Raw genomic sequence first — 25,683 nt, 5'->3', positions numbered from 1 at the left:
CTCCGCGGTGCGGGGCCAACGCGGCCCGAGCGGCGTCGCAGCGCTTCGGGTCGGCGGACGCGGCGGCGGCCTGCGCGCGTAACCGTAGCCAGAGCGGTGACACCGGGCGCGGGTACCGGATGGCGCCGGCCTCGATGCCGGCGGTCAGCCGGATCGCCGTCTCGCCGTCACCCCGTTCGGCCGCGGTGATCGCCCGCAGCAGCTCCCGGTAGGGGTAGTCGATCGGGGCCAGCCCGTCCACCAGCACGGCGGCCTCGGCGACCCGACCCTGGAGCAGCAGGCGGGACCAGCGCAGGTGGTGGCCCATGAACCCGAAGTCGGTGTGACCCGGGTCGGTTTGGTCGGAGAGGATGGCGAACCGCTCGTCGGCAGTGGCGAAGTCACCCTGGAACGCCGCGATGATCCCGCTGTCGACGGCCGCGGCCATCCGGTGCCGGGCGAAGTCACCCTGCCGTTCGGCGTCGACGAAGGTGGTGAGCTCCTCGGCGAAGCGAGGGTCGCCCAGCTCCAGCAGCGCCACCCAGCGCAGCGAGGTGGCCCACAGCTCGGTCTCCCGGTCGCCCGTCCGCCGGGCCACGTCTCGGATCTCGGCGGTGAGCGCGGCTCGGGTCGCGGCGGTGCCCAGCCCCCAGGTCGTGTCGTGGCGGGCCCAGAGGCTGAAGGTGAGCGCCTCGTCGTCCTGCCCTCGACGGGCGATCGTCTCGCTGGCGGTGATCAGGTCCGCGACCAGGGCGCCGACCGTCGCGCTGGCGTCCGGTTCGCCGATCAACCGGCGGTACGCCTCGCGCACCAACTCCGCCGCCTCGAGCGACTGGGCGGTATCGACCTGGCGGGAGCGGTTCACTGTGAGCGCGACCCGGGCCAGCAACACCGGTTCGTCGAGTGAACGGGCCAGCGTGGCGGCCTCGGTCAGTAGTCGGGTGACCTCTTCGCGGCGGGCGTGGTGATAGTGCGACTCGGCGAACTCGACGAGGATCCGCACTCGTTGTGCCGGGTCTTCGACGACCTCGAGGGCTCGGCGGAAGTGCACCGCCGCCTCGTCGCCGGCCAGCCGGGCAAACGCGTCCCGCCCGGCGGCGACCAGCAGCGTGGCCACCCGGGCCCGGTCGAGCGCGGGGCCGGCCAGGTAGGCGTGGCGGGCGAGGTCGGCCGGGATTAGCCGGTCGGTGAGCTCCCGCAGGTCGTCGACCGCCCTGACGACAGCGCCGTGCCGGGCCCGCCGGTCGTCGTCGGTCAGCCCGTCGTAGAGGGTTTCGCGGACCAGGTCGTGGGCGAAGGCGAAGCGGCCACCGCCCCGGGCGACCACCAGTCGGGCGGTCACCGCCCGGTCGAGCAGCCGGTCGACCTGCGCCGCGGGTGCGGCCGCGCAGGCCGCGAGGACCTGACGGTGGAACTCGCGACCCAGTACGGCGGCGACGGTCAGCGCCTCCACCACAGCGGCGGGCAGTTGGGCCAGGCGGCGGCGCACCGCCTCCCGTACGCCGGGTGCGATCGTGCCGACCGCGTCGTCGGCGTGCCACAGCCGCGCGGTCTGCTCGACGAAGAACGGGTTGCCACCGGTGCGCCGGTGCACCTCGTCGACAAGGCTTGCCTCGGGCTCCCGGCCGGCGGTCCGGGTCATCAGTGCGGCGACCTCGTCGCGGGTGAAACCGGTGAGGGTGATCGTGGTGGCCTTCGCGACCAGCGGCATCAGCAGCGGACGCAGCGGATGCTCGCCCGACTCGACCTCGGCGTCGCGGTAGGTGCCGATCAGCAGGAGCCGCTCGAACCAGGTGTGCTGGGCGGCGAAGCTCAGCAACCGCAGCGAGGCCGGGTCGGCCCAGTGCAGGTCGTCGAGGACGACCACTACCGGCCGGTGCTGGGAGACGGCGACCAGGGCTGCGGTAACCGCGTCGTACAGCGCGAAGGCCTCCTGGTCGGCGGCGTCGGGGCCGGGGTCGATGCCGGCCCAACTGACGAGGCGACCGGCCTGGTCGCCGCCGGCGCCGGACTGGCCGAGCAGGGCCGCGAGGGCCGGCTCGGCGGACTGCCGTGCCACCGCCCAGTCGTCGGCGGAGCGCCGTAGGGCACGCAGCACCTGCACCCACGGCCAGTAGCCGGGGGCGCTGTCGGAATCCCAGCAGGCGGCGCCGAGCACCAGCGCGCCTCGCTGCCGGGCCTCGCGGGCCGCCGACGTGACGAGTGTCGTCTTGCCGATGCCCGGCTCGCCGGTGACCAGGGCGAGACCGCCGTGGCTGGTGGTGGCGCGATCCAGCTCGGCGCGCAGCAGACCCGCGGGGTGATCCCGCCCGATGATGGCGTCGCCGAGCGCGTTCATGGTTTCCAGACGGTACTGGAACCGTCCGACAGCGCGGGCGTGTTAACCGGCCGAACGCCTCGCTGGGTCTCGCTGACGCAGGCGTGTTCGGAGCCTTTGGAGCTGATGCCATAAACGAGTCGACCCCATCGCTCCCTATGCTTCCCTATTCGGGTAGCGTAGGGGGCGATGACGGAAGAAGTGTACTCAGTTGAGCAGGTGGCCGACCGGCTCAACCTGCATGTGCGCACCGTGCGCGGCTACATCCGCTCGGGCCGGCTGCGCGCGGTGCGGATCGGCAAGCAGTACCGGATCGCCGCCAGCGATCTCGACGCGCTCACCGGCCAGGCCCCGACCACGCCCGGCGTCGCCAGACAGGCGGAGGTGTCGAGCATCGTCCAGATCGACGGTGTCGACAGGGCCGCCGCCGACCGGCTCGGCACGCTCGTGCTCACCAGCGCCAACACCGGCCACGACCAGGCCAACCCGCTGCGGGTGCAGACCGTGCACGACGAGCAGCGCCACCGCCTGAAGATCATCATCCTGGGTGACCCGGCCGCCACCGCCGAGTTGCTGCACCTGCTCGACGCCGTGCTCAACGCCGACAACGGCCTGCTCGACCGGGAGGTTCACGATGCCTGACGAGATCCAGGAACGGGCCGGAGTGCCGGTGCTGGTCTGCGACCCGGCGGGGCCGCCGGTGGCCACCGAGCAGGACGCGCTGGACCTGATCGGGGCGGCGTTCCTCGGCGCCCAGGTGGTGGCCGTGCCGGCCAACCGACTCGACGCGCGCTTCTTCACGCTGGGCACCCGCTTCGCCGGCGACGTGATGCAGAAGTTCGTCAACTACCGGGTGCGGCTGGCCGTCGTTGGCGACATCTCGGCGCAGCTCGCGGAGAGTTCAGCGTTGCGCGCCCTGGTGCACGAGTCGAACCAGGGCGGGCAGATCTGGTTCGTCCCCGACCTCGACGCGCTCGACGCACGCCTCCGCGCCGCCCGATAGCCACCTCACCTTTCGGGCACGACCGCCATCTGCACCGCGTCCGGCTCCACTCCCCGGGCCCGAGCCTGCTCGGCCGCCCACCGCAGGTAGGCCAGCCACTGCTCGGACGACCAGCCGTTGCGCCGGCCGACACCCGCCTCGGCGGGGAGCAGGCCGGCCACGACACGGTCGAGGATCAGGGGCTGCACGCCACCCGCCCCGCGCCGGTAGCCGACGAAGTAGAGGACCTTCGTGAACAGGCCCGGCCCCAACCAGGGCAGGCGAGCGTGATCGGGGTCGCGGAAGCGGCGGTACGCCGTGCACAGCGCGGCCTCGTCGGGCGCTGGCGTGGACACCTCTTCCAGCGCGTACGCCAGGCGTTTGCCGTCGGGATCGGCGTCGAGCGACCTGGCGGCGCGCCAAGGGCCGTACCCGATGGGTCCGTAGGCCCAGACCAGCACTGCCGTCAGTAGTTGACGTGGGCTCGCGGACCCCGCCCGGTACGCGTCGGCCACCGCGAAGACGTCGCGCCGCCAGATCACGCCGGTCACCGGAAGGCCCTCGGGCCATGCCTGCGGCGGTAGCCCCGCCCGCCAGCGGTCGACGTTCACTGTGACCGGGGTCCGCTCCCCCGGTAACACCACACCTTCGGTCGTCCGCATGGTCGCCTCCCTCAGATCGCGCGCTCGCGGAACCCTGCGATTCGGACGCTATGGTCGGGCGCTTCCCCCTGCCGCCCGCCGACGGCAAATCGCGGTATCGATTGCAGGTGCGCCTTTGCGGGCAGCCAGCATCCGGCGGGGTCGAGAAACGTCGCACTGCTGACCTACGGTGCTCCCGTGCTTCCCCGAAACGTGAAAATCATCGATCAGGTTCGCGCCGAGGCGCTGCGCCGCGGCATCCCCGCCGCCGACGTGGAGCGCTGGCTGGGGCTCGCCCGCCCGTCCGCCTTCCTGACGCAGAGGGGTGACGGGCCGGTAGTGGGCGCCATCCGTGGGCCGGTGATGCTTCCGGCCGACGCCGAGGACCCCGAGTACCCCTTGATCGCCACCATCGACTGCGCTGCCCTTCCGGCAGACGTGACCGACCTTCCACTGCCGTCCGACGGCCAACTGCTGCTGTTCGGCTGGCCCGAGGAAAGTGGCTGGGGCGAGGTCAGGTACGTGCCGGCAGGCGTGGCGGTCGAGGAACGGGAGCAGTACCCGCCGGGCTTCCCACCGGACGACGAGGAGTTCGCCGAGGTCTACGCGGAGATCCCGCAGGGCGATCTGCACCTCACTGTCGACATCTCGCTGCCCTACGTCAAGACGATCCCGGGGCCCCCGTGGTCTCCGCCGCTGCCGGGAGATCCCCCGTTCGAAGAGCTGACCGACGTGTGGAAGGACGTCCTGGGCAAGGTGCCCGACGGCCCGTTCTCCTATGAAGACGGGACGACGCCGCTGCTGTTGGGCGGCTACGGCACTGACTGCAACGGTTTCAACCCCGCGTGGTTGGGCGCCAACCCCTCGGGCCGCTCCGGCGACGACGGGTCGGGGCGCGATGGTGGGACACCCGACCCTGGTGACTGGGTTGTGCTGGCCGAGTTCCACGGCGGCAGACAAGGCGGCGCGAGCATCCACTGGGTGATCCAGCGTGCGGACCTGAAGGAGCGCCGCTTCGACCAGGCCAGCGTCCTCGTCTACTGGAACCCGTGAAGCCGGACGAGCACTGGGTCCACCGTCCTACCCGACCGAGTGGGTCACCACCGCCGTGTAGGTGCCGGCGACCCGCTCGACCGGCAGGACCACCCGCAGTGACGGATTCCACGACACCACGTTCGGGCCGGTGCCGGACCAGCCCGCGGCGACCTGCGACGCGGGCAGGCCGATCCCCGGCTGCGGGATGAAGACCCCGTTGCCGCTGCTGGCGGTGGCCGGCCCGGACGAGTAACTGACCAGGCCCCGACCGATGATCGCGGTGTCGGCATCGGTGGTGAAGTCGGTGACGGTCACCGTCGCCTGCCACGATCCGGCCGCCGGTCCGCGGTCGTCGGTCACGGTGACGGTGCCGAGCTGGCCGGAGAAGTCACCGTCTCCCGCTGAGATCGTCCCGAGCGCCGACTGTTCGGGCACGCTGATGCTGAGCCCGACGAGGGCCTCGATCTGCACGGTGACGGCCTGGGTGGCGGAGAGCCCGCTGGCGTCGGTGACCCGCACCGTGAACGGGTAGCTGCCCGGGGTGGTCGGGGTGCCGGCCAGCAGCCCGGTGGTCGGGCCGAGGGTCAACCCCGGCGGGAGCGTCCCGGCGCTCACCGTCCAGGCGTAGGGCGCGGTGCCGCCGGTCACTACCAACTGCACGCTGTACGCGATGGTCTCCTGCCCTCTTGGCGGGGCCGGGAACGACAGGCTCGGTGGGGCGTTCACCCGGACCGGCGCGGAGGCCGCCGAGGCCGGGCCGGTACCGACGACGTTCGTCGCCGCCACCGTGAAGGTGTAGGTGGTGCCCGGGGTGAGCCCGGTCACCGTTCGGGTGGTGGCGGTGCCGTCGAAGGTGCGCGCGCTCTGCGCCTGACCGTTGACGTACGGCGTGACGGTGTAGGACACGATCGGGCTGCCGACGTAGTCGGGAGCGGTCCAGCTCAGTGTGGCCGAACCCGATCCGGCGTTGGCCGCCGTGATGCTGATCGCGGGCGGCAGCAGCCGAATGCCCTGGTCGATGTCGTTCAGGTTGGCCCCGGTGCCGAGGGTCAGCGGTGCCGTGTTGCCGGTGCTCGGGTCGCCGTCGGAGTCGACGGCGCTGTTGGTGCCCTGCGACCGCTGCGAGAAGCGTTGGTCGGCCCGCAGCGCGGCCGGGGAGAAGGTCACCGTGTAGCTGCCGGCCCGCAGCCCGATAAAGGAGTACGTGCCGTCGGTCGCTGTCGTCGTCGAGCGGGTGACCGACGCGCCCTGGTCGTTGGTGCCCGACAGGGTGACCGGGAAGCCCGACACGGCCGGTTCACCGGCCTGGCGGATGCCGTCCGCGCTCACGTCGTTCCAGGTCCGACCGCTGATGCCGGAGGAGACCACTGTGACCTGGGTGATCTCGGTGGTCGGCAACGCCACCGGTGTCGTCGTGCCGCTGGGGGTGTAACTGCCGGTGCTGGTGTTCACGTACCGGTCCCCGCTCGCGTTGCCGCTCGGGGTGAGGGTGATCCGCACCGAGTCGACGGCCGCGTTCGCCAGGTTGCTGACCACGATGCGCAGCGCTGTGGTGTCCGGCCCGCAGGTCGGGGTGTAGTCGCCGGGGTTGGGGGTGATGGTGCCGTGCGCCCGGTTGGTGCACTGGACCTGCACGCCGGCCGGCGCGGCGCTGCCCGTGTAGGCGAGGGTTCCGGTGAACGCGGAGCGACCGTCCCCGTTGTACGGCAGCTCGGTCAACAGCACCAGCGAGGGCACTGTCAGCCCACTGATGTTTCGGTACGCCAGCGTGAAGTTGATCGGATCGCCGGCGGTGACCTGCGGGGTGGAGGTCGACTCCGAGATGGCGAACTGGGTCTGGTTGCGTACCGCGATGGTGTTGCTGGTGGTGCGGCGGGCGAGGTCGATGGCGACGGCCGCGTCCGAGCTGATCACCGCGAGGTTGGTCGCGACGGTGTTGTCCGAGGCGATGCGCAGCGCGACGGCCTGGAACGTGATCGCCGGGATCGTGACGCCGGGGGTGGTCGCACCGAGCTTGAGCAGGAGCCTCGGGCCGGTCTCGCCGCTGTCGCCGGTGCACGGGATGCCGTCCGCGCCGTGCTGCGCGGCGGTCAGCTCCACGGCCAGCGTGGCGGCGCCGGAGGCGTAGCGGGCGCTGCCGGCGACGTAGCTCATGCAGGCGGGAAGGGTGTCGGTGATGGTCACCCCGCCGACCGGAGAGGTGGCCGACGTCGCCCGGGTGACGGTGGGCGTCAGGGTGTAGGTGACTGTGCTGCCGGCGGCCACGAACTGTTGGCCGACCGGCAGTCCGTTCGACTGGGTCACCCGCAGCACACCGTCGGTCAGGGTCAGCCGGTTCCCGGTGTACGAGGGGTTGTTGGTCGCCCGGTTGTAGTAGGAGGGTCCCCAGGTTTCGGTGCCGCCGAGGCGTCCGCTGTCGAAGTTGGCGATGATTGTGCCGGTCGGGTTGGGCTGGACCTGGAACTGCGGGTGGAAGTAACTCACCTCGCCGTTGCCGATGGTCCAGGTGGCTGTGAAGCGGACGGCGTTGACCACTGCGGCGCCGCCAGCGGCTTCGATCGAGCCGTACCAGCTTCCCGTGGCGCAGGAGGTGGTCCGCCGGGCGTTGTCGTCGGGCAGGTTCAGCACGCCGTACTCGACGAGGTATTCGCTGGCGGCGACGACAGTGTTGTTGCGGTACGCCCGCCCGGCCCCGACGATGCGGGTTTCGGCGGGGTTCCACTTGTCGCAGATCGCGGCGCCGACAAGGGCCGGTCCGCTGGTGGAGTAGAGCTGGAGCCGGTCGTAGTAGGTCTGCCCGGGTGAGGCGATCCCGTCGCCAGCGGTCCCGTTCGTCGCGTTGCCGGCGGGAAGTCCAGCGGGGGTGTCGGTGGTCCAGAAGTACCCGTTGTATCCGGCCGATCGGGGTCCGAAGGTCGTCGAGAAGCAGTTGTCGTTCGCTCGGGTGGCGTTGGCCGCGACGTAGGCGCAGGTGGCGGCGGCGGGCTCACCGCCCGGTTCGTACCCGGCGCCGAAGTTGGACTGCCCGGTGACGCTTGTCGGGTCGAAGCCCCGGTACTGGATGGTGGACTGGATCGTCGAGGTGCTGTCGCCGCTGGGCACGAAGACGGTGAAGGTGCCGGAGGCCAGGTAGCTGAGCGTGCTCGGCAGGGTGTTGCCCTGGGCACCGAAGGTCGGGCTGGTCCGCCCGGCGAGGTCGGCGCCGGTGATCGTGATCGACACGGTGCGCCCGGTCTGGGTGCACCCGACGGTGCCGGAGTTGACCACCGAGTTCGACGCGGTGGCGTTGGCGACGATCCCGATCCGGCCGTACGGCACGCCGTATCCGCCGTTGCTGACCGGGGCGCAGGAGTCGGCGACGAGGACCGCGTTGGCGGAGATCGTGCTCAGGTCGGCGGTGAACGTCAGTGGCGCGGTCACCAACTCGGTGCCCTTGGCGGTGGTCGGCACTGTCACCACGAAGCTGAACGCGTACCCGCTGCCGCTGGCCCCGCCGACCGACGCGGGCGTCGGGGTGCCGAAGAGGTTGGCCTGCAGGTTGAGCTGGGGAAGAGCGACCACTGTGGTGCTCCGGGTGCCGCCGTTGAGGGCGCCGCCGTTGGCGGTGAGCGAAGCCCCGATGGTCGTCCCGTTCGGCACGCTGCCGCCGATGGTGACGCTGATCGGGACGGTGCCCGCGCCCGTCGCGTCCACGGCGACGGCGCAGGTCAGCGTCTGCCCGTCGGTGCTGAGGTTGCCGCCGCCCGGGCCGGTGCACTGGGCCAGGTTCGACGTGTCGAAGCGGACCAGCGACGGGGCGGTCAGCGTCTGCACGAAGGTGACCGACCCCGCGCCGGCACCGTCGGACGAGTACCCCCAGCCGTAGGTCAGCACGTCCTTGGTGCGTACCCGCCCGTTGTTCGCACCGCTGTCCAGGCTGTCGAAGGGCGCGGCGCCGTCGGAGATGACGGTGAGCGCGACCTGGTTGACGGCGGCTTGGGCCGGCGCGGGCGCGACAACTGTGGTGGTGACCAGGCAGGCGACCAGCACCGAGGCCGCGAAGCCGAACCACCACGACCGGGACCTGCGAATCGGAGACATGAAAGTGAGCAGCCCATTGTTCGAGCGACCATTGTTGGTCTGCGGATTACCGCCCCACTAAACCATCCGGATGCGACATTATGCTCTATAACGGACAAACGGCATGGCCGCCCCGATGCTGCCAGGGCGACCACACCGGAGGAACGTCGTTACGGCAAGGCGCAGATGGCGTACGCCGTGTCGGACCAGTTCCCGGCGAACGCGTCCTCCTCGTACGCGCCGGACGCGGCGGACGTCGGCGCTGTCGCGGGGCCGCCGTTGGGGCGGAAGTCGTCCACGATGCCCTCGCCGGTCACCCCGTTCAGCTCGTAGCCGGCACCGGTCAGCACCTTCCCGACCGGGCAGGTCGCGGTGACGCTGCGGAAGTCGAGGGAGTTGCTGGCCCCCACGGCCGAGGTGCGCACCAGGCCCGCGAGGGGGTTGGCGCAGATCGCGTACGCGGTGGCGGACCAGTTCAGGGCCGTGGCGTCCGACTCGTACGCGCCGACGGTGACAGCTGTCGGTGCCGCGGCGACGCCACCGTTGGGCCGGAAGTCGTCGACGACACCTTCACCGGTGACGCCGTTCAGCTCGTAGCCCGTGCCGGTCAGGACCTTCCCGACCGGGCACGTCGCCGTGACGCTGCGGTAGTCGGTCGAGTTGCTGACGCTGGTGGTGGCCACCCGGACCAGGCCGGGCAGCGGGTTGGCGCAGATCGCGTACGCCGTCACCGACCAGTTGCCCGCGAACGCCTCGGTCTCGTAGGCGCCGACGGTGACCGCTGTCGGTGCCGTGGCGACGCCACCGTTGGGGCGCAGGTCGTCGACGATGCCCTCGCCGGTGACGCCGTTGAGTTCGTAGCCGGTGCCGGTGAGCACCTTCCCGACCGGACAGGTCGCCGTGACGCTGTGGTAGTCGGTCGAGTTGTTGACGCTGGTCGCGGCGACCCGCACCAGACCGGGGACCGCGGCGGACGCCGGGCTCGCCGGGACGAGCACCGCTCCGGTGGCGACAAGACCGAGCACGAGTACGGAGGCGCGGGCGCCGTAACGCCGGCTCTTGTTCTGAGCACGCATGTGTTTCTCCCGTCTGAGGCCGGACGGGGCGGCAGGTGCGACGCCGACGTCGAGGCCGTTCGTGATGACGGGTTCACGCTAGGTAGCAGCGTGACCAGGCATTATCTCCAAGCCGACTACGTCGCGTAACGGACTGGACCTGCGTTCGACGTCTCTGGACTGACGGACGATGCGCAGGCATCGATGCTTGTGCATACCATTCGGTCATGCCTGCTCGCCGTGTCGCCGCCACCATCGCCCTCGCCGCGCTGGCGAGCCTGCTCGCCGTCAACGCCGCCCGCGCCGACGGGCCGGCGATCAGCACCCCGGGCACCCCCACTGTGGTGGCAAACGAACCACATCAGCTCACCCTCAGCTGGACGCCTTCCGCCTGGGTCGAGCCCGGCGCCGAGCAGCCGATCAACTACGAGGTGCAGGTGCCGCTGGGCCCGAACACGTACCGCTTCCTCGGCTCCACGACCGACACCACGATCACGCTGACTGATCTCGCACCCGGCACGACGTACCGGATCGCGGTTGCCGCCCGTGCGCTCGGCGGCTACTCCGACACCTCGCCCACCACCACAGTGCGCACCGCGTCCGGTCAGGCGACGGTCAGCTACCTCAACCTGGACTGGTCGCCCACCAACAACCAGATCCAGCACCTCCTGAAGGTGACAAACACCGGCACCGGGCCGCTCGACCTGAGCACGGTGCGGGTGCGCTACCACCTGCGCTTCGAGGGCGCCAACACCTCGCTGGTGCCGAACTGCGACTGGGCAGCACTGGGCTGCGATCGGATCCGGCAGACCGTGCAGTTCTTCATCCCGCCGGGCGGGCCGCCCAGCGGGATGACGACGCCAGCGCCGCCGGGTTACCCGATCCCGGGAACGCCGGTCCCCGGCTGGGTGGAGCTGACCTTCACCGACGGCACGCTCGCGCCGGGAAAGTCGACCGGGCCGATCCAACTGCGGCACCATCGGCACAGCTGGAGCAGTATCGACGAACGCGATGACCCGAGCTGGCTCGCCGCCACCGGCCAGTGGACCGAGAACGACCGGATCACGCTGGACGTCGACGGGGTACGCGAGTTCGGCGACACCATCAGTTGACGCACCAACGGCACCGCGTCCTCTGACTGTCGAACGCCTCAGCCCGTGCCTTGACCGGTCACCTTACGATCCGCTCATGCGACGCGAGGAGATAGACGGAGTTACTGTCATCCACCGCGATGTGCCTGGCACCTTGGCCGCGTCGCTGACGTTTGGGTGCGGTGCCCGCGACGAAGAGATCGACTCCATCGGCCTGACCCATCTCGTGCAGCACCTGGTGGACTGGACGGAGGATCACGTCGCGGAGAAGCACGAGGACAACGTGTGGATGAACGACACGTCATTCCTCGCAGGCGGCCCACCGGATCAGGTAGCGGAGCATCTCGCCACCATCTGCTCGGCCATCAGCAATCTTCCGCCCGAGGATCTGTCAGACGCGGTCGCGGACCTCGATGCGGACAGCCGGTACGTCTCGAACATCGAAGATGGTCTGCGCGACCCGTGGGGAGCGCTGCTGTCGCGGCGTTTCGGGCCGAGCGGATACGGCCTGTCGCGCTGGCCCGCAGTGGACTACAAGCTCTTCACGGCGGACGAGATCCGACGGTATGTCGAAAGGTTCTTCACCAGCGGCAACGCGGTTCTCACCCTGACGGGCGAACCGCCTCAGGCGATGCGACTGCCATTGCCCGCCGGCCCGCGAGTCACCCGCAGCACGCCACTCGTCAACAACCACATGGGGCCGATCTGGTACGCCGACGAGGTCCGCGGCGTCGCGCTGACGGTCGGTGTCGAACCCAGCGCGGAAGCTGTCGATCTGATGTGGGCACTGCGGTCGCGAGTCGCTGAGGCAGTAGACGAGGCCGGGGTCGCCACCGGTGCGGAATTCATGTGCGAGGTCGTCGACGGTACGCGGCACGAGCTCGGGTTGAGGGTCACACCAGACTTCGGCAGGAACGGCAAGAATTTCGACGCCACCGTCGCGGCGGAGCTGCTCTGGGCCGAGCTGCAACGGCTTGCCGCCGATGGAATCGATCGAGTGGAGATCGCCGACCGGGTGCCAACGCAGCGCATGGCCATGGAGGGCGACAACGAATGGATGCAGTCGATCAACGAGCTGCAATCCTTTGCCCACCAGGAGCTGCTCGGCACGGCTGAGATCTACGGCTCGGAAACACTCAGCGAGCTGACTGGGCTTACTCCGGACGCGACACGGGACATGGTGTCGGGCTGGCTCTCAAGCGCCATGATCGTCGTGCCGTACGGGTCGAAACCCGACCTTCCTCGCGCCACCGAGGATTCCTGCCCGACCACCCGCTTCGTGCCCGCAGGTGAGGTCGTCAGGCCGCCGTTCTCCAAGCGGCTCCGCAACAAGGGCAAGCTGGTCATCGGCATCGACGCGATTTCCACAGTGGATGACGACGGGAACGTGCACACCGTCCCGCTGTCCCAGGCACTCGTGGTCGAGCGGTCTGGTGTCATCCGGCTCGCCCACCTCGGCCACGGCTGCGTCACCACGATCTCGGACTTCGCTGACGCTGCCGACAAGCTCCGGGCCATCCTGCCGCCGCGGCGTTTCCGCCAGGCCGTCAAGCAGCTCAGTTGAGGCCTTTGGGCAGGTGGATGCGTGCGGCGGGGATGCCGAGTGCGCACAGCCGTGGCCGCGCGTCGGCCAGCATCGCGGATGGGCCGCAGAGGTAGATGTCCTGACCGGGCCGGTGGTGTCCGAGGGCGATGGTCAGGGCGTCGCCCTGCTCGGCCGGCTCCGCGCAGGGGTCGTCGGAGAGCGCCGGCACGATGGTCAGCCAGTCGTGGGCGCATTGCAGCTTGTCGAGGGCGATCGCGTCGTACAGGTCGGTGAAGGTGCGTGCGCCGACGATCAGCGTCACCCGCCGACCGTTCGGTGCGGCGGCGACCTGCTCGACCAGTGCGCGCAGCGGCGCCAGGCCGGTGCCGCCGGCGACGAGCAGCAGATCGTTTGTGCTCGCCGGGTCAAGGCTCAGCCCGGTGTCGACGGGTGGGCCGAGCCAGAGCAGCTCGCCGAGGCGTACCTCCTGGACCAGGTGGTGGGAGACGGTGCCGGCGGGTACGGCGCGGACGTGCAGCTCGACGGTGCCGTCCGCGCGTGGGGCGTTGGCCGGTGAGAGCCAACGCCAGTGCCCGGGCAGGCGCGGTGTGCAGACCGGCACGGCCTGACCTGGTTGGAAGGGCAGGCGCCGCCATGGACGTACCGTCAGGATGGCGATGTCGGGCGACGGCCGGTCATGGCCGATCACCTCGACGTGCCACCAGGCCCGGCCGTCGCCGGCCTGCGCGGCGGCGCGACGGAGGGCGCGCGTGGCGGGGCACAGGGCGCGCTCGGCGGCGATGGTGAGCTGCGGCGTCCACAGGGCGCGCGCGTGGCGGGCAATGGTCGCGACCAGCGCGTCGCCGATGGTGGTGGCGTGCGGGAGCAGGTCGAAGTGACGGTACGCGTGGCCGAGCACCCGGAGCAGCGCCGCCCGGTTCGCCGGGTTGTCGCCGCCGACCAGGAGGCGGCCCAACGCGGTGAAGAACAGCGGCGCGTCACGCTGTGGGAGCAGCCCGGGGCGGCGGTCTTCGAGGGTGCACCAGAAGTCGCCGGCGGCCCGCGCGTCGACCGACTCCCAGGCGGCGGCCAGGCTCCCGCTGGCCGGGTGGTCGTCTTTCACCTCGGGCATGCGGGCTCCAAGTCGTTGATTCATGGGCTGGCACCGGGGCGGGCGGGAGGAGCTGCGCCGTTGAGGGCCGGCGCAACTCCGGGACAAGGCACCCGCCCCGGGCCATGCGTCGACTGTCGTGGCTGACCAGGCACAACGGCATGTCACGGTGATCGTTGACGGCATACGTGATCGGTATGCGGCCGACGTCGCGGCTGTCGAATCGGGCAGACTGCGGGCATGACGGAACGTCCGGTGCTGTATCTGGTCGTCTGCGCCGCGGGTCCGGCGGAACACATCGACGAGCTGGTCGACCTCCTGATCGCCGACGGGTGGCAGGTGTGCATGATCGTCAGCCCGACCGCCGCGCCGTGGCTCGACCGGGCGGCGTTGCAAGACAAGACCGGCTATCTCGTACGCGTCGAGTGGCGGATGCCCGGCGACCCGGAGCCGCACCCCCCGGCTGATGTGGTGGTGGCCGCCCCGGTCACGTTCAACACGGTGACGAAGTGGGCGTTGGGCATCAACGACACCCTGGCGCTCGGCGTCCTCAACGAGTCGCTGGGCGCGGGGCTGCCGATCATCGCGTTTCCGCATACCAAGGCTGAGTTGGCCGCTCATCCGGCGTACGCGGGTCACCTGGCGGTGCTGCGCGCTGCGGGCGTGGTCGTGGCCGACGGGAAGCCGCTGGAGTCGGTGAACGGGCCGGGACGGTGGGGCGTGGTCGTCGAGGCGCTGCGGGCCGTACGCCCGTCCTGAGTAGTTGCAGTCCGCTCGCTTGTTCGGCGGTCCTTTGACGATATGCGTCGCGCGTATACCAGCGCTCCACGCAGCGTGTTCAATGGATACGCTCGATGAGGCGAGATGGACGGAGCCGCCGGTGACACACGCGAACTGCCCTCGGTGCGGCGGACGGCTGGCCCGGGACAACGACAGCGGACGGTGTACGCCGTGCCAGGCCGCCGAGCGGGACCGGCTGAGCGCGCCGCCGGTAGCGCCGGCGAGCTTCTGGGAACACGAGCCCGTGCGACAGGCCCTCGCCGAGCGGCATCTGGGGCGGGTGATTCGGGCGTACCGGTGCCATCCGTATCACGGGCGGGTCGCCTTGCCGCAGAGCGTGGTGGCAGGGTGGTTGGGAATCACGCAGGCGCAGTTGAGTCGGGTGGAGAACGGCCCGCCGCTGGTTCACCTGGACCGTTTGGCCCATTGGGCAAAGCTTCTCGGGATACCCGCATCGTGTCTCTGGTTCACCCTCCCTGGACAGCCTCAGCGATCGGCCGAGCAAGCCGGGAGCGCCCTCGCCTCAACCGACGCACAGGGTGCCGGGCCGGACGAGGGCCGGAGGGCCCTGTTGGCCGGGATCGCCGCTGTCGCTGCGGGCGCGGGTCTGCTCGGCGGCAACGAGCTTGTCCAGCCTCGGCGAATCGGCACGGCGGATATCGCTCGGCTCAACGCGGTACTGGAGCTGTACCGGTCGGTGGACCGGGAATCGGGCGGTGGTCTGCTGTATCGAGAGGTGGCTCGGTTCGCGGAGTCGGTGTACCGGATGCTTGATTGGTCGCACCCGGCCGGGCTTACATCGCCCCTCATCGCGGCGGTGGCGACAGCTCGCCAACTGGCTGGCTGGACCGCCCTAGATGCGGGGAGACATGCCGACGCTCAGCGGCATTTCGTTGCTGGGGAGCGCGCCGCGCTCGCTGCCGGAGACGTGCCTTTGGTCGCGATGATTCGCTACGCACAGGCTAAGCAGCTCCAACACCTCCGGCACAATCGGGATGCGCTCGCGACACTGCAGCTCACTCACGCGCAGCTCGAGACACGCGCCACGCCAGCGACCAAGGCCCTGCTCTGGGGTGCGGAGGCCGCCTCGGTTGCGGCACTCGGGGACCATCAGACCGCCGTAAAAACCCTCGGCAAGGCGAGCGACCAGTTCGAGCGCATCAACAAAGAGCGTGAGCCGACCCGGATGGGCTTCTACGACCGCGGTGAGCTGCTGGCTCAGTACGGTCGCGTCTATCGGGACATGGCACGACGTGACAGCAAGTACGCGTCTGAGGCTGTGCGTTGGGGCAGGGAATCTATCGCTGCGTTTGCTGCTGGGAACGCGCGTAGCGCCGTGCTTAACGAGGTCGGGCTGTGCAGCGCACTGTTCCTCGCCGATGAGCCTGAGCAGGCAATCGCGATCGGTAATCGGGTGCTGGAAAAGTCGCAGGTGATGAGTTCCAAGCGGGTCATCGACCGAGTAATCAATCTACGTCGTGATCTCGCTCGGCATAAAGAGCTTCCCGAGGTGGCCGCGTTCGACCGCGTCCTCAGCGCTCGGGCTGCGGCGGGCGCGTGAGCGGGCGATTCTCCGAGGCCGCGATGACGGCGGCCATGCGGGACATCGCTGCCAATCTGGGCGTCTCTCCCGAGGGCGCCCAGTTGCTGCAGTTGACCAATAACGCAGTCTTCGCATTGCCTCGATCTGGAATCGTCATCCGGATCGCCCGAACTCAACGGCTCCTGGACCGGGTGACCAAGGTCGTTCAGCTTGGGCGTTGGTTTGCTCGGATCGACGCACCGACAATCCGGCTCGCACCCGACGTCGAGCAGCCGGTGCGAGTCGGCGACCTCGTCGCCTCGGTCTGGGCCTACGTTCGACCGTCACCGGTTGCTCCAACGGTGGAGGACCTCGGCCTTGTGCTGCGCGAGTTCCATGCTCTCGACGTGGCCCCCATTGCACTCCCGGCCTGGGATCCGGTCGGCGACGCCCGACGTCGCCTGGCTGACGCTGAAGGTCTCGATACGAATGACCGCGACTTCCTGGTGAAATGGTGCGATCGCTTGGAACCGCAACTCGCCGCGCTCAGCCACCGGGAAGAGCCGAAGCTCGTCCACGGGGATGCCCATGTCGGCAACCTGCTGCGAGAGGCATCGGGCCGGGCGGTGATGTGCGACTTCGACGCCACGTGCATCGGGCCATGGCAGGTCGACCTGGCAGCGGTGGCGGTAGGCGAGGCACGGTTCGGAGGCACGGGCCTTCATCGAGGGCTGGCTAGCGCGTACGGCTATGACGTGACCTCGGACCAGTCGTGGGCAGTCTTGCGAGAAGCGCGCGAGCTGAAGATGATCGCAGCGGCCGCGCCGCTGATTCGTAACTCGCCGCGTGTCGCGGGTGAGTTCTCAGGCCGCCTCCAGTCAGTGCGAAGAGATGACCCGCAAGCCCGCTGGAAGCCGTTCGCCGCTCTCGCACCAGACCTTCATGAAGCAGAGCTGTCGGCGAACCGACACACGTGAAAAGGCGTGATCCAGGAGCAGTCTTGAAGCCTCGCGGCCGATTAGATTGCGTGGATGACGGATCTTGAGCGGGGTGTTTACGAACACCTGATAACCCGTGAGCTGGCCGATCGCCTCCAGCACGTCGACCCCGCCCTGGTTCAGCACCACAAGCTCGACCCCGCCGACGCGCACAAGACCCTCGCCCGGCACATCGCCACCCTGGCCGCCCGAGCCCTCCACTCCGTCCCCAACGGAGACGACAAGCTCCACCACCAAATCGCCATGGCGAACCAGATCGCCGAAGCCATCGCCACCCTGAGCCCCAAGGCATCGACCGATCAGGACCAGGTAACCGACGCCAAGCACCTACTCCACGCCATCGCCGCCCCACCAACCCCACCTGCGGAGCCCACCTTCCCGCAGCGCCCCACCACTCCCCTCTCCACCGGCGCGCTACTCGTCAACGGCCGTCACCAGCCCCGCATCGGCCACGAGGTCAACCACGAGATGGCGTCGGCCGAGAGCGTTGACCTGCTCTGCGCGTTCATCAAGTGGTACGGCCTCCGCATCGTCGAGCCGGCCATCCGCGAGCTGATCGCCCGAGGTGGCAAGGTCCGCGTCATCACCACCACCTACCTCGGCGCGACCGATCAGCGAGCGCTAGACCGGCTCGCCGAACTGGGCGCCGAGATCAAGGTGTCGTACGAAACGAGGACCACCCGCCTGCACGCCAAGGCGTGGCTGTTCCGCCGTAACAACGGCACCACCACCGCGTACGTCGGCTCGTCGAACCTGTCGAAGACCGCGCTGGTGGACGGCGTGGAGTGGAACGTCCGCATCTCGAACATGGAGCAGCCGCACGTCATCGACACGTTCACGGCGACGTTCGAGGACTACTGGAACGACCCCGCGTTCGAGACCTACGACGCGGCCCGGGACGCCGAACGGCTACGGCAGGCGTTGAGCGGGGAACGCCGCGCCGATGCGCCGACCGCGATCTCGAACCTGGATGTGCGCCCGTACCCGTATCAGGCCGAGATCCTGGCCGACCTGGACGCCGAGCGGCTGGTGCACGGGCGGTGGCGCAACCTGGTGGTGATGGCCACCGGGACCGGCAAGACGGTGGTCGCCGCCCTCGACTACCGTCGGCTACACAAGGCGAAACGAGCAGACTCGCTGCTCTTCGTCGCTCATCAGGAGCAGATCCTGCGGCAGAGCCTGTCGACGTTCCGGCAGGTCATGGGGGATGGCAGCTTCGGCGAGACGTTGGTCGCGGGCGAGAAGCCGAACGGTTGGAAGCACGTTTTCGCCTCCATCCAGTCGCTGCACCGCCGCGAGGTCGACCCCGAGGCGTACGACATGGTGATCGTGGACGAGTTCCACCACGCGGAAGCGCCGACGTACACGCGACTGCTGGAGCGGCTGCGTCCCCGCGTACTCCTGGGCCTCACCGCGACCCCCGACCGAACCGACGGCGGCGACGTGCGCCGGTGGTTCGACGGGCGCGCGGCCGTTGAGCTGCACCTGTGGGACGCCTTGGAGCGGCAGTTGCTGGCGCCGTTCCAGTATTTCGGGCTGCACGACGACGTGGATCTAACGCACGTCACCTGGAAGCGCGGCCAGGGCTACGACCCGACGCAGCTCAGCACCATCTACACCGGCAACGATGCTCGGGCGCGGACGGTGTTGCGGGCGGTTCGCGACAAGGTGGACGTCGGGCGAATGCGGGCGCTCGGGTTCTGCGTGAGCATCGGACACGCCGAGTTCATGGCCGCCTGGTTCAGGAAGCACGGTGTCGAGGCGGCGGCGGTGACCTCGAAGGCCGGCACCGATCGGGCGGGGCTGCTGCGGGACTTCAAGGCCGGCAAGCTGCGGGTGCTCTTCACAGTGGACCTGTTCAACGAGGGTGTCGACCTGCCGATGGTCGACACGATCCTGATGCTGCGGCCCACCGAGAGCGCCACGATCTTCCTGCAACAGCTCGGCCGTGGCCTGCGCCTCGACGACGACAAACCCTGCCTCACGGTGCTCGACTTCATCGGTGGGCAGCACGCCAACTTCCGCTTCGACCTGCGCTGGCGTGCCCTGACCGGGGTCAGCCGGCGGGCAATCACCGAAGCGGTACGCGACGACTTCCCGAGCCTGCCCAGCGGCTGCCACGTCGAGCTGGACCGGGTGGCGAAGGAGGTAGTGCTCGCCAACCTGCGATCGGCGCTGCCCACCTCGAAGGCCGGTATCGTCTCCGAGCTGCGGCAACTCGGCGACGTCAGCCTGGCCACGTTCCTCCGCGAGACCGGCCTGGAGATCGAGGACGTGTACCGATCGGCCAGCATCGGCGGCTGGACCGGGCTGCGGCGGCTCGCCGGCATCGAAACGTCCACACCCGGTCCCGATGACCGCGAGTTGGGCAGGGCCATCGGTCGCATGCTGCACACCGACGACGTCGACCGGCTAGAGCTGCTGACCCGGGTCGCGGCCGGACCGCCCGCGCCAGATCAGCAGGTGTACGCGGGCAACAGCCGACTGCTGGACATGCTGCACTTCAGCCTCTGGGGGCCGAACGCACCCCTCGCAACGCGCGACGAACGGCTAGCGCGGCTGTGGAAGGAACCGGCCCGCTGCGCCGAGCTGCGGCAGGTCGCCGAGGTGCTGCGGGACCGCATTCACCGGGTCACGCCGACAGCCGCTCCAGGAGTGGTGCCGCTGCGGGTGCACGCCCGGTACAGCCGCAACGAGGCATGCGCCGCCTTCGGGATGACCAACCCGGGATCGCTGCGCGAGGGGGTGAAGTGGCTGCCCGACGCCCAGGCCGACCTGTTCTTCGTCACCCTGGTCAAGTCGGAGGCCCACTACTCCCCCACCACCATGTACGCCGACCGCGCCATCACCGACACCCTGTTCCAGTGGGAGTCGCAGAGCACGACTTCGGCGGCGTCGGCGACCGGGCACCGCTACACGTCGGGCGGCTCGACCGTGCACCTCTTCGTTCGGGAAACCCGCATCGCCGACCGTGACCTGGGCGCGCCGCCGTACCTCTACGCCGGGCCGGTGACGTACCAGGAGCACACCGGCGACCGACCCATGCGCATCCTCTGGAAGCTGCACCACGCGCTGCCCGCCGACACGTACGCCGCAGCTCGTGCCATCGCCGCCTGATATCGGCCGTCCGTCCGCTCGCCCGGCTACCCCTTCGCCACGGCCTCCGGCTCCGGCGGGACGTGCGGCCCGCCGGCCGGTCGCTCGTCGCCGTGGCCCGGCCACCACGCCTTGTGCCCGATCAGCGCGGTCAGCGCTGGCACGAAGAACATCGACATGACGAACGCCGACAGCACGATGCCGATCGCCACCGCGAAGCCCATCTGCTGCAGGAACGAGATCGGAGCAAGCAGCAGCACCGCGAACGTCCCGGCAAGGATCAAGCCTGCTGCCGCGACCGTCGGACCGGCGTGTTCGACCCCGATGGCGGCGGCCTGGTGCGGCTCGTTGCCCTCCCGCGCCTCCTCGCGTAGTCGGGCGATCATCAGGATGTTGTAGTCAGTCCCGATCGCCACCACGAAAAGGTAGAGGATGATCGGCAGCTGGAAGGTGACACCGGGCTCGCCCTGCAGCCCTTGGAAGAGGTAGACAGTGGCGCCCAGCGTGGCGGCGAAGTTGAGCAGCACCGCTATCACGAGGTAGATCGGCGCGACCAGACTGCGCAGCAGCAGCCCGAGGATAAGCGCGATCAGGCCGGCCGCGACCGGCAGGATCACCGACAGGTCGCGGTTGTTGGCCGAGTTGATGTCCGCGAAGATCGCGGTGGTCCCGCCGACCAGCGCCCGGGTGCCCGGCGGGGCCGCCGCGTGCACGGCACCGCGCAAGTCGTCGCGGACGAGGGTGATCGCCTCGTTGGAGACCGGGTTCTCGTTGAGCAGCAGGTTGACCCGGGCCACACTCGGGTCGGTGCTGCGCTCCGGGGGCTGCGCCTGGCCCACACCCGGGGCTTTCGCCACGGCCACCGCGAAGTCGTTGACCTGCTGCTCGTTCAGCGGCGACCCGTTGCTGGTGGTCAGGTAGACCTCGGTAGGGGCGAGCGCACCGGCGGCGAACCCGCGCTGTAGGTCCTGTGCGGCCTTCGCCGACTCGGTGTCCTGCGGGAAGCCGGCGCTGAAGTCGTAGTCAGCCTTGTAGCCAAGCACGCCTGCAGCGAGCGCGACCAGGAGAACGCCGGAGGCCGCCGCGACAAGCGCCGGCCGGCGCCCGACGGTGTTGCCGAGCCGGTGCCAGATGGTGGCCTTGGGCGCACGCTGCCACGCCTTCGAGGGCCAGAAGACGTACCGACCGAGCAGGGAGACGACCGCCGGGATGAGGGTGAGCGAGGTGACCAGCATGACGCCGACCGCGATCGCGAGCGCCGGACCGAGGGAGCCGAAGAAGCCCAGCGAGGCGAGGAGCAGCACGAGGAACGCGACAATGACCGCTCCGGCGGCCGAGGTGATGACCTCGCCGACCCGCTGGACGGTGACGATCATCGCGGTGCGCTTGTCGTCGCCGGCGCGCAGCCGCTCCCGGTAGCGGAAGAGCAGGAACAGGATGTAGTCGGTGCCGATGCCGAACAGCACGATCAGCAGGATCGTCTGCAGATCCTGGCTGACACTGAGGTCGAATGCCTTGCCTGCGGCGGCGACGAGACCCGTCGTGATGCTCAGGACGACGCCGACGACCACCACGGGCAGCAGCGCCGCGATGGGGCTGCGGAAGATGACGAGGATCAGTCCGATGATCAGGATGATCGTCGCGACGCCGACCACGGCGAAGGCGTTGTTGAAGGTGTCCTCGTTGTCGACGAAGCTCGCCACGTCACCGGCCACGCCTGCGGTCAGCCCACTGTTCGCCAGCTCCGGGCCGATGTCCGCGCGCAGGTCGCGCACGGCGTCGAGCAGTGCCGGGTCGTCGGGGGTGGGGGCGTCGAGCCCGACGTTGATGATCTGCACCGACTTGTCCGGTGCGACAGCAGGCGGGCCGGTCAGGTAGCCGGACGTGCGCGGGATGTTCTTGGCCTTGAGCGACTGGGCGAGCTGGCCCACCTTCGCCTCGTCCGCCGACGTGAGTTTCTGCCCGTCGGCGCGCTTGACCACGATGGTCGCCGTCGCGGTGGCCTGCTGCGGGAACGCCTTCTGCCCCAGCTCGGTGGCCTGCACCGACTCGTACGAGCGAGGCAGGAAGCTTTCCTGGTCGGCGGAGGTGATGTCGCTCAGGGACGGTGTGGTGAGGATGATGGCGGCTGCCGCGACCACCCACCCGGCGATCACCCACCACGCTCTGCCCACGACGAATCTGCCCAGCCGCTCGAACATGGTTCCCCCCGTGTTTCCGGCACAACCGACGTCTGGTGGCCGAGGCGCCCACAGACGCCCCGATCACCACCCTGCGCTACCGATATGCAGCGTACCGTCACGCCCTAATCCTTTTCGGACGCACGGGAGTGTCAGGCGCGTGCTTTTCAGCCTCGCCGCCGATGACCAGGCAGCCGTCCGGGTACCACAGCCGTCGACTAATCACGCACTAGGTTGGGGGCATGGAGCAGCGGATCAGCCTGATCACCCTCGGCGTCAGCGACCTGGCGCGCGCCAAGGCGTTCTACGAGCACCTTGGCTGGCGTGGCCAGGAGGTTGAGGAGACGGTCTTCATCCAGGCCGGTGGCCTGGCGGTCGTTCTTTGGGGCCGCGACAAGCTCGCCGACGACGCCGGCATCGCCGACCCGGGCACCGACGGCTTCGGCGGGGTGACCCTCGCCCAGAACGTCCGATCCCGCGAGGAGGTGGACGAGGTGATCACCACGGCCACCGAGGCGGGTGCCACGGTGACCAAGCCGGCCCGGGAGACCTTCTACGGCGGCTACGCGGGCTACTTCACCGACCTGGACGGCCACGTCTGGGAGATCGCGTGGAATCCCGGCTTCGCCCTTGCGGACGACGGCACCCTCACTGTCCCTGACTTCAGCGCCATGGGCTGAGCCGCGCACCCACGAACACGGATCAGGGCGTCGGAGGCGGGCAGAGCAGCGGGTCCAGCAACGGCAGTTGCAGAGGATCCAGGCAGACCGCCAGCAGCGAATTCGGCGAAGGCGTCGCAGTGGGCGTCGGAGTCGGGGAGGCCGACGCGACGGGCGGCGTCGGGACGGCTGAGGTGGACGGTTCCGTGGTGGGGACCGGCTCAGGGGTCGGCACCGAGGTGGGCGACGGCGCAGGAAGGGCCGACGGGGTGACGGCCGGCGCTACAGCCACCGCCACGGCCGGTGACACCACTCTGGAGACGGCTGCCGCAGTCGACGGCCGGACAGCCGGGGCGTGCGGCGGGCTCCAGACGGCACTGTCGGCCGAACCGACCCTCGACCGGGGTGCCACCGGCCCGACGGCACCGATCGGCACGAGGGTCGCCCCAGCCCTCGGCACGTCCAGGGCGATGGTCTCCGCCAACGGCACGGGCTCGGATGCCAAGAGGTGCGGGTTCGGGCCGAGAGCGCCGGGGCCGACCGTCGCGAACACCACAGCTGCGATGGCGGCAGCACCGAGCGCCCGCCGGTCGGGGCGTACCGCGGTCAGGGGCGCGTCGTCGGGTTCCGCCAGCACGATAGGCGCGGGTCGGGCGCCCCGGTGTGCGGCCAGCAGCGCGTCGACCTGCGCCAGGACGGCAGCGCGATCCGTAGCGACAGCGAGGGTGAGGTAGAAGCGGAAGTTCACCACGGCATTGACGGGGACGAGCAGCCCGGAGAGTCGACTGTGGTCGGGCAGCAGGGTGAACGGGGTGTCGGGGTGGTGGGCGGGCCCGACCAGGTCCTTGTACCGCCACTCGCGCCGGTGCTCACGCCCGCCGAAGGCGACCCGGTGACTGGTCACGACGGCCATTCCGGTGTCGACGGTCCGCAGGCCCGCCGGCAGCGCTTCGGAGGAGGCCTCGGCGAAGGAACAAGAGCCGCCCGGAGTGGGTAGGCCGGGGACGTGCCGCGCTTCGGCCTCGACCAGCGTGGCGACGGGGAGGACGCGGAAGACGAGTTCGTCGTCGTCGAGCTCCACCGGCAGGCCGGTGCGGGGCTGCGTACACCCGAGGAAGCTGGCGGCTTCGATGCGGAGCCGGGCCAGGTGGTCGTCGCGGCGCCGCCACGCGTCGGTGGCGTCGCGGTACGCGCGCTGCCGGCGCTCGTTCTCGCGCTCGGCCCAGGCGATCCGCCAGGGGGCGCAGGACACCGAGGTCACTGTCACACGCGGTACAACCGCTCACGTACGTGACAGGCAACGCGACCAGGATCGATGCATCCCGTTGCGCCCGAAAGGAGAGTATTGACGGACACCAGAGTCGGTGCGGCGACGCTAGCCTGCCCAGGACCCCGGCGGCCGAGGAGCTTCCTGATGCTTGACGACATGGGTGTGCTGCGTGACGCGGTACGCGACTATCGCCTGGCGGCGACGTCCGCCGGCCTCGACTGGCCGGACTACGGCGAGTCGCCGGCCGGGCAGCCGCCGGAGGTGGTCCACCGGATCTTCGGCGTGGAGCGTGTCGCCGAGCAGTTGACCTGGTTGCAGTCGCAGCGCTGGCCCGACCGGCAGGTGTTGCCCAACGTCGGATGGCGGATGCCATGGCCGGAGGGCGGGGACGCGCTGGACTATCTGGGGTTGGCGATCGGCACGCCGTTTCCCTGGCGGCACCAACTGCCCCTGTTCTTCTTCGATGTCACCCTCTACACGTTCGTGCTGGCCGGCGAGCACGAGGGTGAGATCTGGCGCTACGAGATCTCACCCGACGCGTGGGACTCGGTCCGTGCCGCCACCAGCCTGGCCACGCTTTTCGATCAGTGGACCAGGGGAATCGCCGCCGGGGTGGTCGTCTACGACGAGCAGAGCAAGTGGCTCCTGGTCGAAGACTTGGGCTCCGCGCAAGGTCTCGACCCGCTGGCCTTCCCGGTAGCCCCGGTGGAGGAGACGCTGCTGCGGGCGCGGCAGCGTGAATGCGGGGTCGACATGGCCATCGTCGAGGACGGCTTCCCGTATACCGAGGAACTGTCCGACGCCATCGACGCCGTCAAGGCATCGCTCAGTCGGTGACGCAGGTGATCAGCCGGCTCGTCGCCGGTACGGCTGCGGGCCGTGGGTCGGAAACCGCGACTGGGTACGCGGCGGGTACGCCTCGCAGTGCTCGGACCAGTGCTCGGCGGCGGTGGCGAGGGCATCCGCGGAGACGGTGAGGATCAGCGGGTAGATCGCCGTGGACGGGCGGCGCATCCACGGTGGCAGTGACTCGGCGGAGAACTCCACGATCAGCTCCAGCCGGCGGCGGCGCAGCACCCGGCTGCGCAGGGCCAGGTTGGGTTCGGTGAAGCTGACCATCGCCGGTGGCGCGCTCAGCCCGAGGGCGGCGGTGGCCTGCCCGTGCAGCCAGCCGCCGAGCGCGCGGGCCTCCTCGACCATGAGGCTCGGGTAGTGGTGCGACCAGGTCTGACCGTCGGCGGTGCGGGCGTCCACCTCGATGAGCAGCCAGTCGTGCCAGCCGGGTGTGGCCCCGTCGGGGTCGTCGGGCGGGTCGATGCCGGGCTGGTAGCCGACGGGGCGTACCCGCACCCGAGCGCCATCGTCAGACCGGATCTCCACTCG

At 69.9% G+C, this 25,683-nt stretch carries 18 protein-coding genes and 1 pseudogene; 11 read left to right on the top strand and 8 right to left on the bottom strand.

The annotated features are described in order from the left end of the window. Positions 1-1,759: 1,759 nt before the first annotated feature. Positions 1,760-2,317: pseudogene (locus OHB44_RS33425) on the bottom strand (ATP-binding protein); the annotation flags it as partial. Positions 2,318-2,485: 168 nt separating this feature from the next. On the opposite strand from OHB44_RS33425, the gene OHB44_RS06315 reads away from it, so the two are divergent. Further along, positions 2,486-2,938, top strand: coding sequence for a helix-turn-helix domain-containing protein (locus OHB44_RS06315; RefSeq protein WP_330439909.1), 453 nt, complete (start codon positions 2,486-2,488; stop codon positions 2,936-2,938). Then, a complete protein-coding gene (locus OHB44_RS06310; RefSeq protein WP_330439908.1) occupies positions 2,931-3,299 on the top strand; it encodes a DUF4180 domain-containing protein in 369 nt (122 codons plus the stop codon). Before OHB44_RS06315 ends, OHB44_RS06310 begins: the two co-directional genes overlap by 8 nt. Positions 3,300-3,304: 5 nt before the next feature. Here OHB44_RS06310 and OHB44_RS06305 read toward each other — a convergent pair whose 3' ends face one another. Beyond that, a complete protein-coding gene (locus OHB44_RS06305) occupies positions 3,305-3,940 on the bottom strand; it encodes an 8-oxoguanine DNA glycosylase OGG fold protein (protein ID WP_330439907.1) in 636 nt (211 codons plus the stop codon). A gap of 177 nt (positions 3,941-4,117) precedes the next feature. Here OHB44_RS06305 and OHB44_RS06300 point away from each other — a divergent pair, with 177 nt between their 5' ends. Beyond that, positions 4,118-4,972: a hypothetical protein gene (locus OHB44_RS06300; protein ID WP_330439906.1), complete on the top strand. Its 855-nt coding sequence runs from the start codon at positions 4,118-4,120 to the stop codon at positions 4,970-4,972. A 27-nt stretch (positions 4,973-4,999) separates the two neighbouring features. Here the strand turns inward: OHB44_RS06300 and OHB44_RS06295 are convergent, their stop codons facing one another. Further along, complete coding sequence (locus OHB44_RS06295; RefSeq protein ID WP_330439905.1) at positions 5,000-9,034, bottom strand: SdrD B-like domain-containing protein; 4,035 nt, start codon at positions 9,032-9,034, stop codon at positions 5,000-5,002. A 149-nt stretch (positions 9,035-9,183) separates the two neighbouring features. Next, on the bottom strand, positions 9,184-10,089 hold the full coding sequence (locus OHB44_RS06290; RefSeq protein ID WP_330439904.1) for a hypothetical protein: 906 nt from the start codon (positions 10,087-10,089) through the stop codon (positions 9,184-9,186). 206 nt (positions 10,090-10,295) lie between these two features. Here OHB44_RS06290 and OHB44_RS06285 point away from each other — a divergent pair, with 206 nt between their 5' ends. Beyond that, positions 10,296-11,180 carry a fibronectin type III domain-containing protein gene (locus tag OHB44_RS06285; RefSeq protein WP_330439903.1) on the top strand — a complete coding sequence of 295 codons (885 nt, stop codon included), beginning with the start codon at positions 10,296-10,298 and terminating at the stop codon, positions 11,178-11,180. Positions 11,181-11,256: 76 nt separating this feature from the next. Next, positions 11,257-12,723, top strand: a complete 1,467-nt coding sequence (locus OHB44_RS06280; protein WP_330439902.1) for a hypothetical protein — start codon at positions 11,257-11,259, stop codon at positions 12,721-12,723. Here the strand turns inward: OHB44_RS06280 and OHB44_RS06275 are convergent. After that, positions 12,716-13,816, bottom strand: a complete 1,101-nt coding sequence (locus OHB44_RS06275) for an FAD-binding oxidoreductase (protein WP_330439901.1) — start codon at positions 13,814-13,816, stop codon at positions 12,716-12,718. The genes OHB44_RS06280 and OHB44_RS06275 overlap by 8 nt on opposite strands. A 219-nt stretch (positions 13,817-14,035) precedes the next feature. On the opposite strand from OHB44_RS06275, the gene OHB44_RS06270 reads away from it, so the two are divergent. The 4 genes from OHB44_RS06270 to OHB44_RS06255 all read left to right on the top strand — a co-directional run bounded on the left by OHB44_RS06270 (position 14,036) and on the right by OHB44_RS06255 (position 20,212). Continuing rightward, positions 14,036-14,554 (top strand): flavoprotein, encoded by a 519-nt coding sequence (locus OHB44_RS06270; protein ID WP_330439900.1) that lies wholly within the window; start codon positions 14,036-14,038, stop codon positions 14,552-14,554. Between the two features lie 592 nt (positions 14,555-15,146). Then, on the top strand, positions 15,147-16,136 hold the full coding sequence (locus OHB44_RS06265) for a hypothetical protein (RefSeq protein WP_330439899.1): 990 nt from the start codon (positions 15,147-15,149) through the stop codon (positions 16,134-16,136). A 23-nt stretch (positions 16,137-16,159) separates the two neighbouring features. Beyond that, the gene (locus OHB44_RS06260; RefSeq protein ID WP_330441189.1) at positions 16,160-17,074 is read left to right on the top strand and encodes a phosphotransferase family protein; all 915 of its coding nucleotides are present in this window, start codon (positions 16,160-16,162) and stop codon (positions 17,072-17,074) included. A 54-nt stretch (positions 17,075-17,128) separates the two neighbouring features. Further along, positions 17,129-20,212 (top strand): DUF3427 domain-containing protein, encoded by a 3,084-nt coding sequence (locus tag OHB44_RS06255; RefSeq protein ID WP_330439898.1) that lies wholly within the window; start codon positions 17,129-17,131, stop codon positions 20,210-20,212. Positions 20,213-20,238: 26 nt separating this feature from the next. On the opposite strand, the gene OHB44_RS06250 is transcribed toward OHB44_RS06255, so the two are convergent. Beyond that, entirely contained in the window at positions 20,239-22,392 is a 2,154-nt protein-coding gene (locus OHB44_RS06250; RefSeq protein WP_238683476.1) for an MMPL family transporter, read from the bottom strand. Between the two features lie 221 nt (positions 22,393-22,613). Between OHB44_RS06250 and OHB44_RS06245 the strand changes: the two genes are divergently transcribed. Continuing rightward, positions 22,614-23,051: a VOC family protein gene (locus tag OHB44_RS06245; RefSeq protein ID WP_266303585.1), complete on the top strand. Its 438-nt coding sequence runs from the start codon at positions 22,614-22,616 to the stop codon at positions 23,049-23,051. Positions 23,052-23,073: 22 nt separating this feature from the next. Here OHB44_RS06245 and OHB44_RS06240 read toward each other — a convergent pair whose 3' ends face one another. Then, entirely contained in the window at positions 23,074-24,282 is a 1,209-nt protein-coding gene (locus tag OHB44_RS06240; protein WP_330439896.1) for a hypothetical protein, read from the bottom strand. Between the two features lie 162 nt (positions 24,283-24,444). Between OHB44_RS06240 and OHB44_RS06235 the strand changes: the two genes are divergently transcribed. Then, positions 24,445-25,137: a hypothetical protein gene (locus tag OHB44_RS06235; RefSeq protein ID WP_330439894.1), complete on the top strand. Its 693-nt coding sequence runs from the start codon at positions 24,445-24,447 to the stop codon at positions 25,135-25,137. 9 nt (positions 25,138-25,146) lie between these two features. On the opposite strand, the gene OHB44_RS06230 is transcribed toward OHB44_RS06235, so the two are convergent. Continuing rightward, entirely contained in the window at positions 25,147-25,680 is a 534-nt protein-coding gene (locus OHB44_RS06230; protein ID WP_238683480.1) for a WapI family immunity protein, read from the bottom strand. Between the last annotated feature and the right edge of the window lie 3 nt (positions 25,681-25,683).

Origin of the sequence: Micromonospora sp. NBC_00821 (assembly GCF_036347035.1) — a bacterium.
In the GTDB taxonomy this organism is placed as follows: domain Bacteria; phylum Actinomycetota; class Actinomycetes; order Mycobacteriales; family Micromonosporaceae; genus Micromonospora; species Micromonospora hortensis.
Note: the sequence above shows the minus strand (reverse complement) of the source record. Positions and strands in the feature narration are given on the sequence as shown.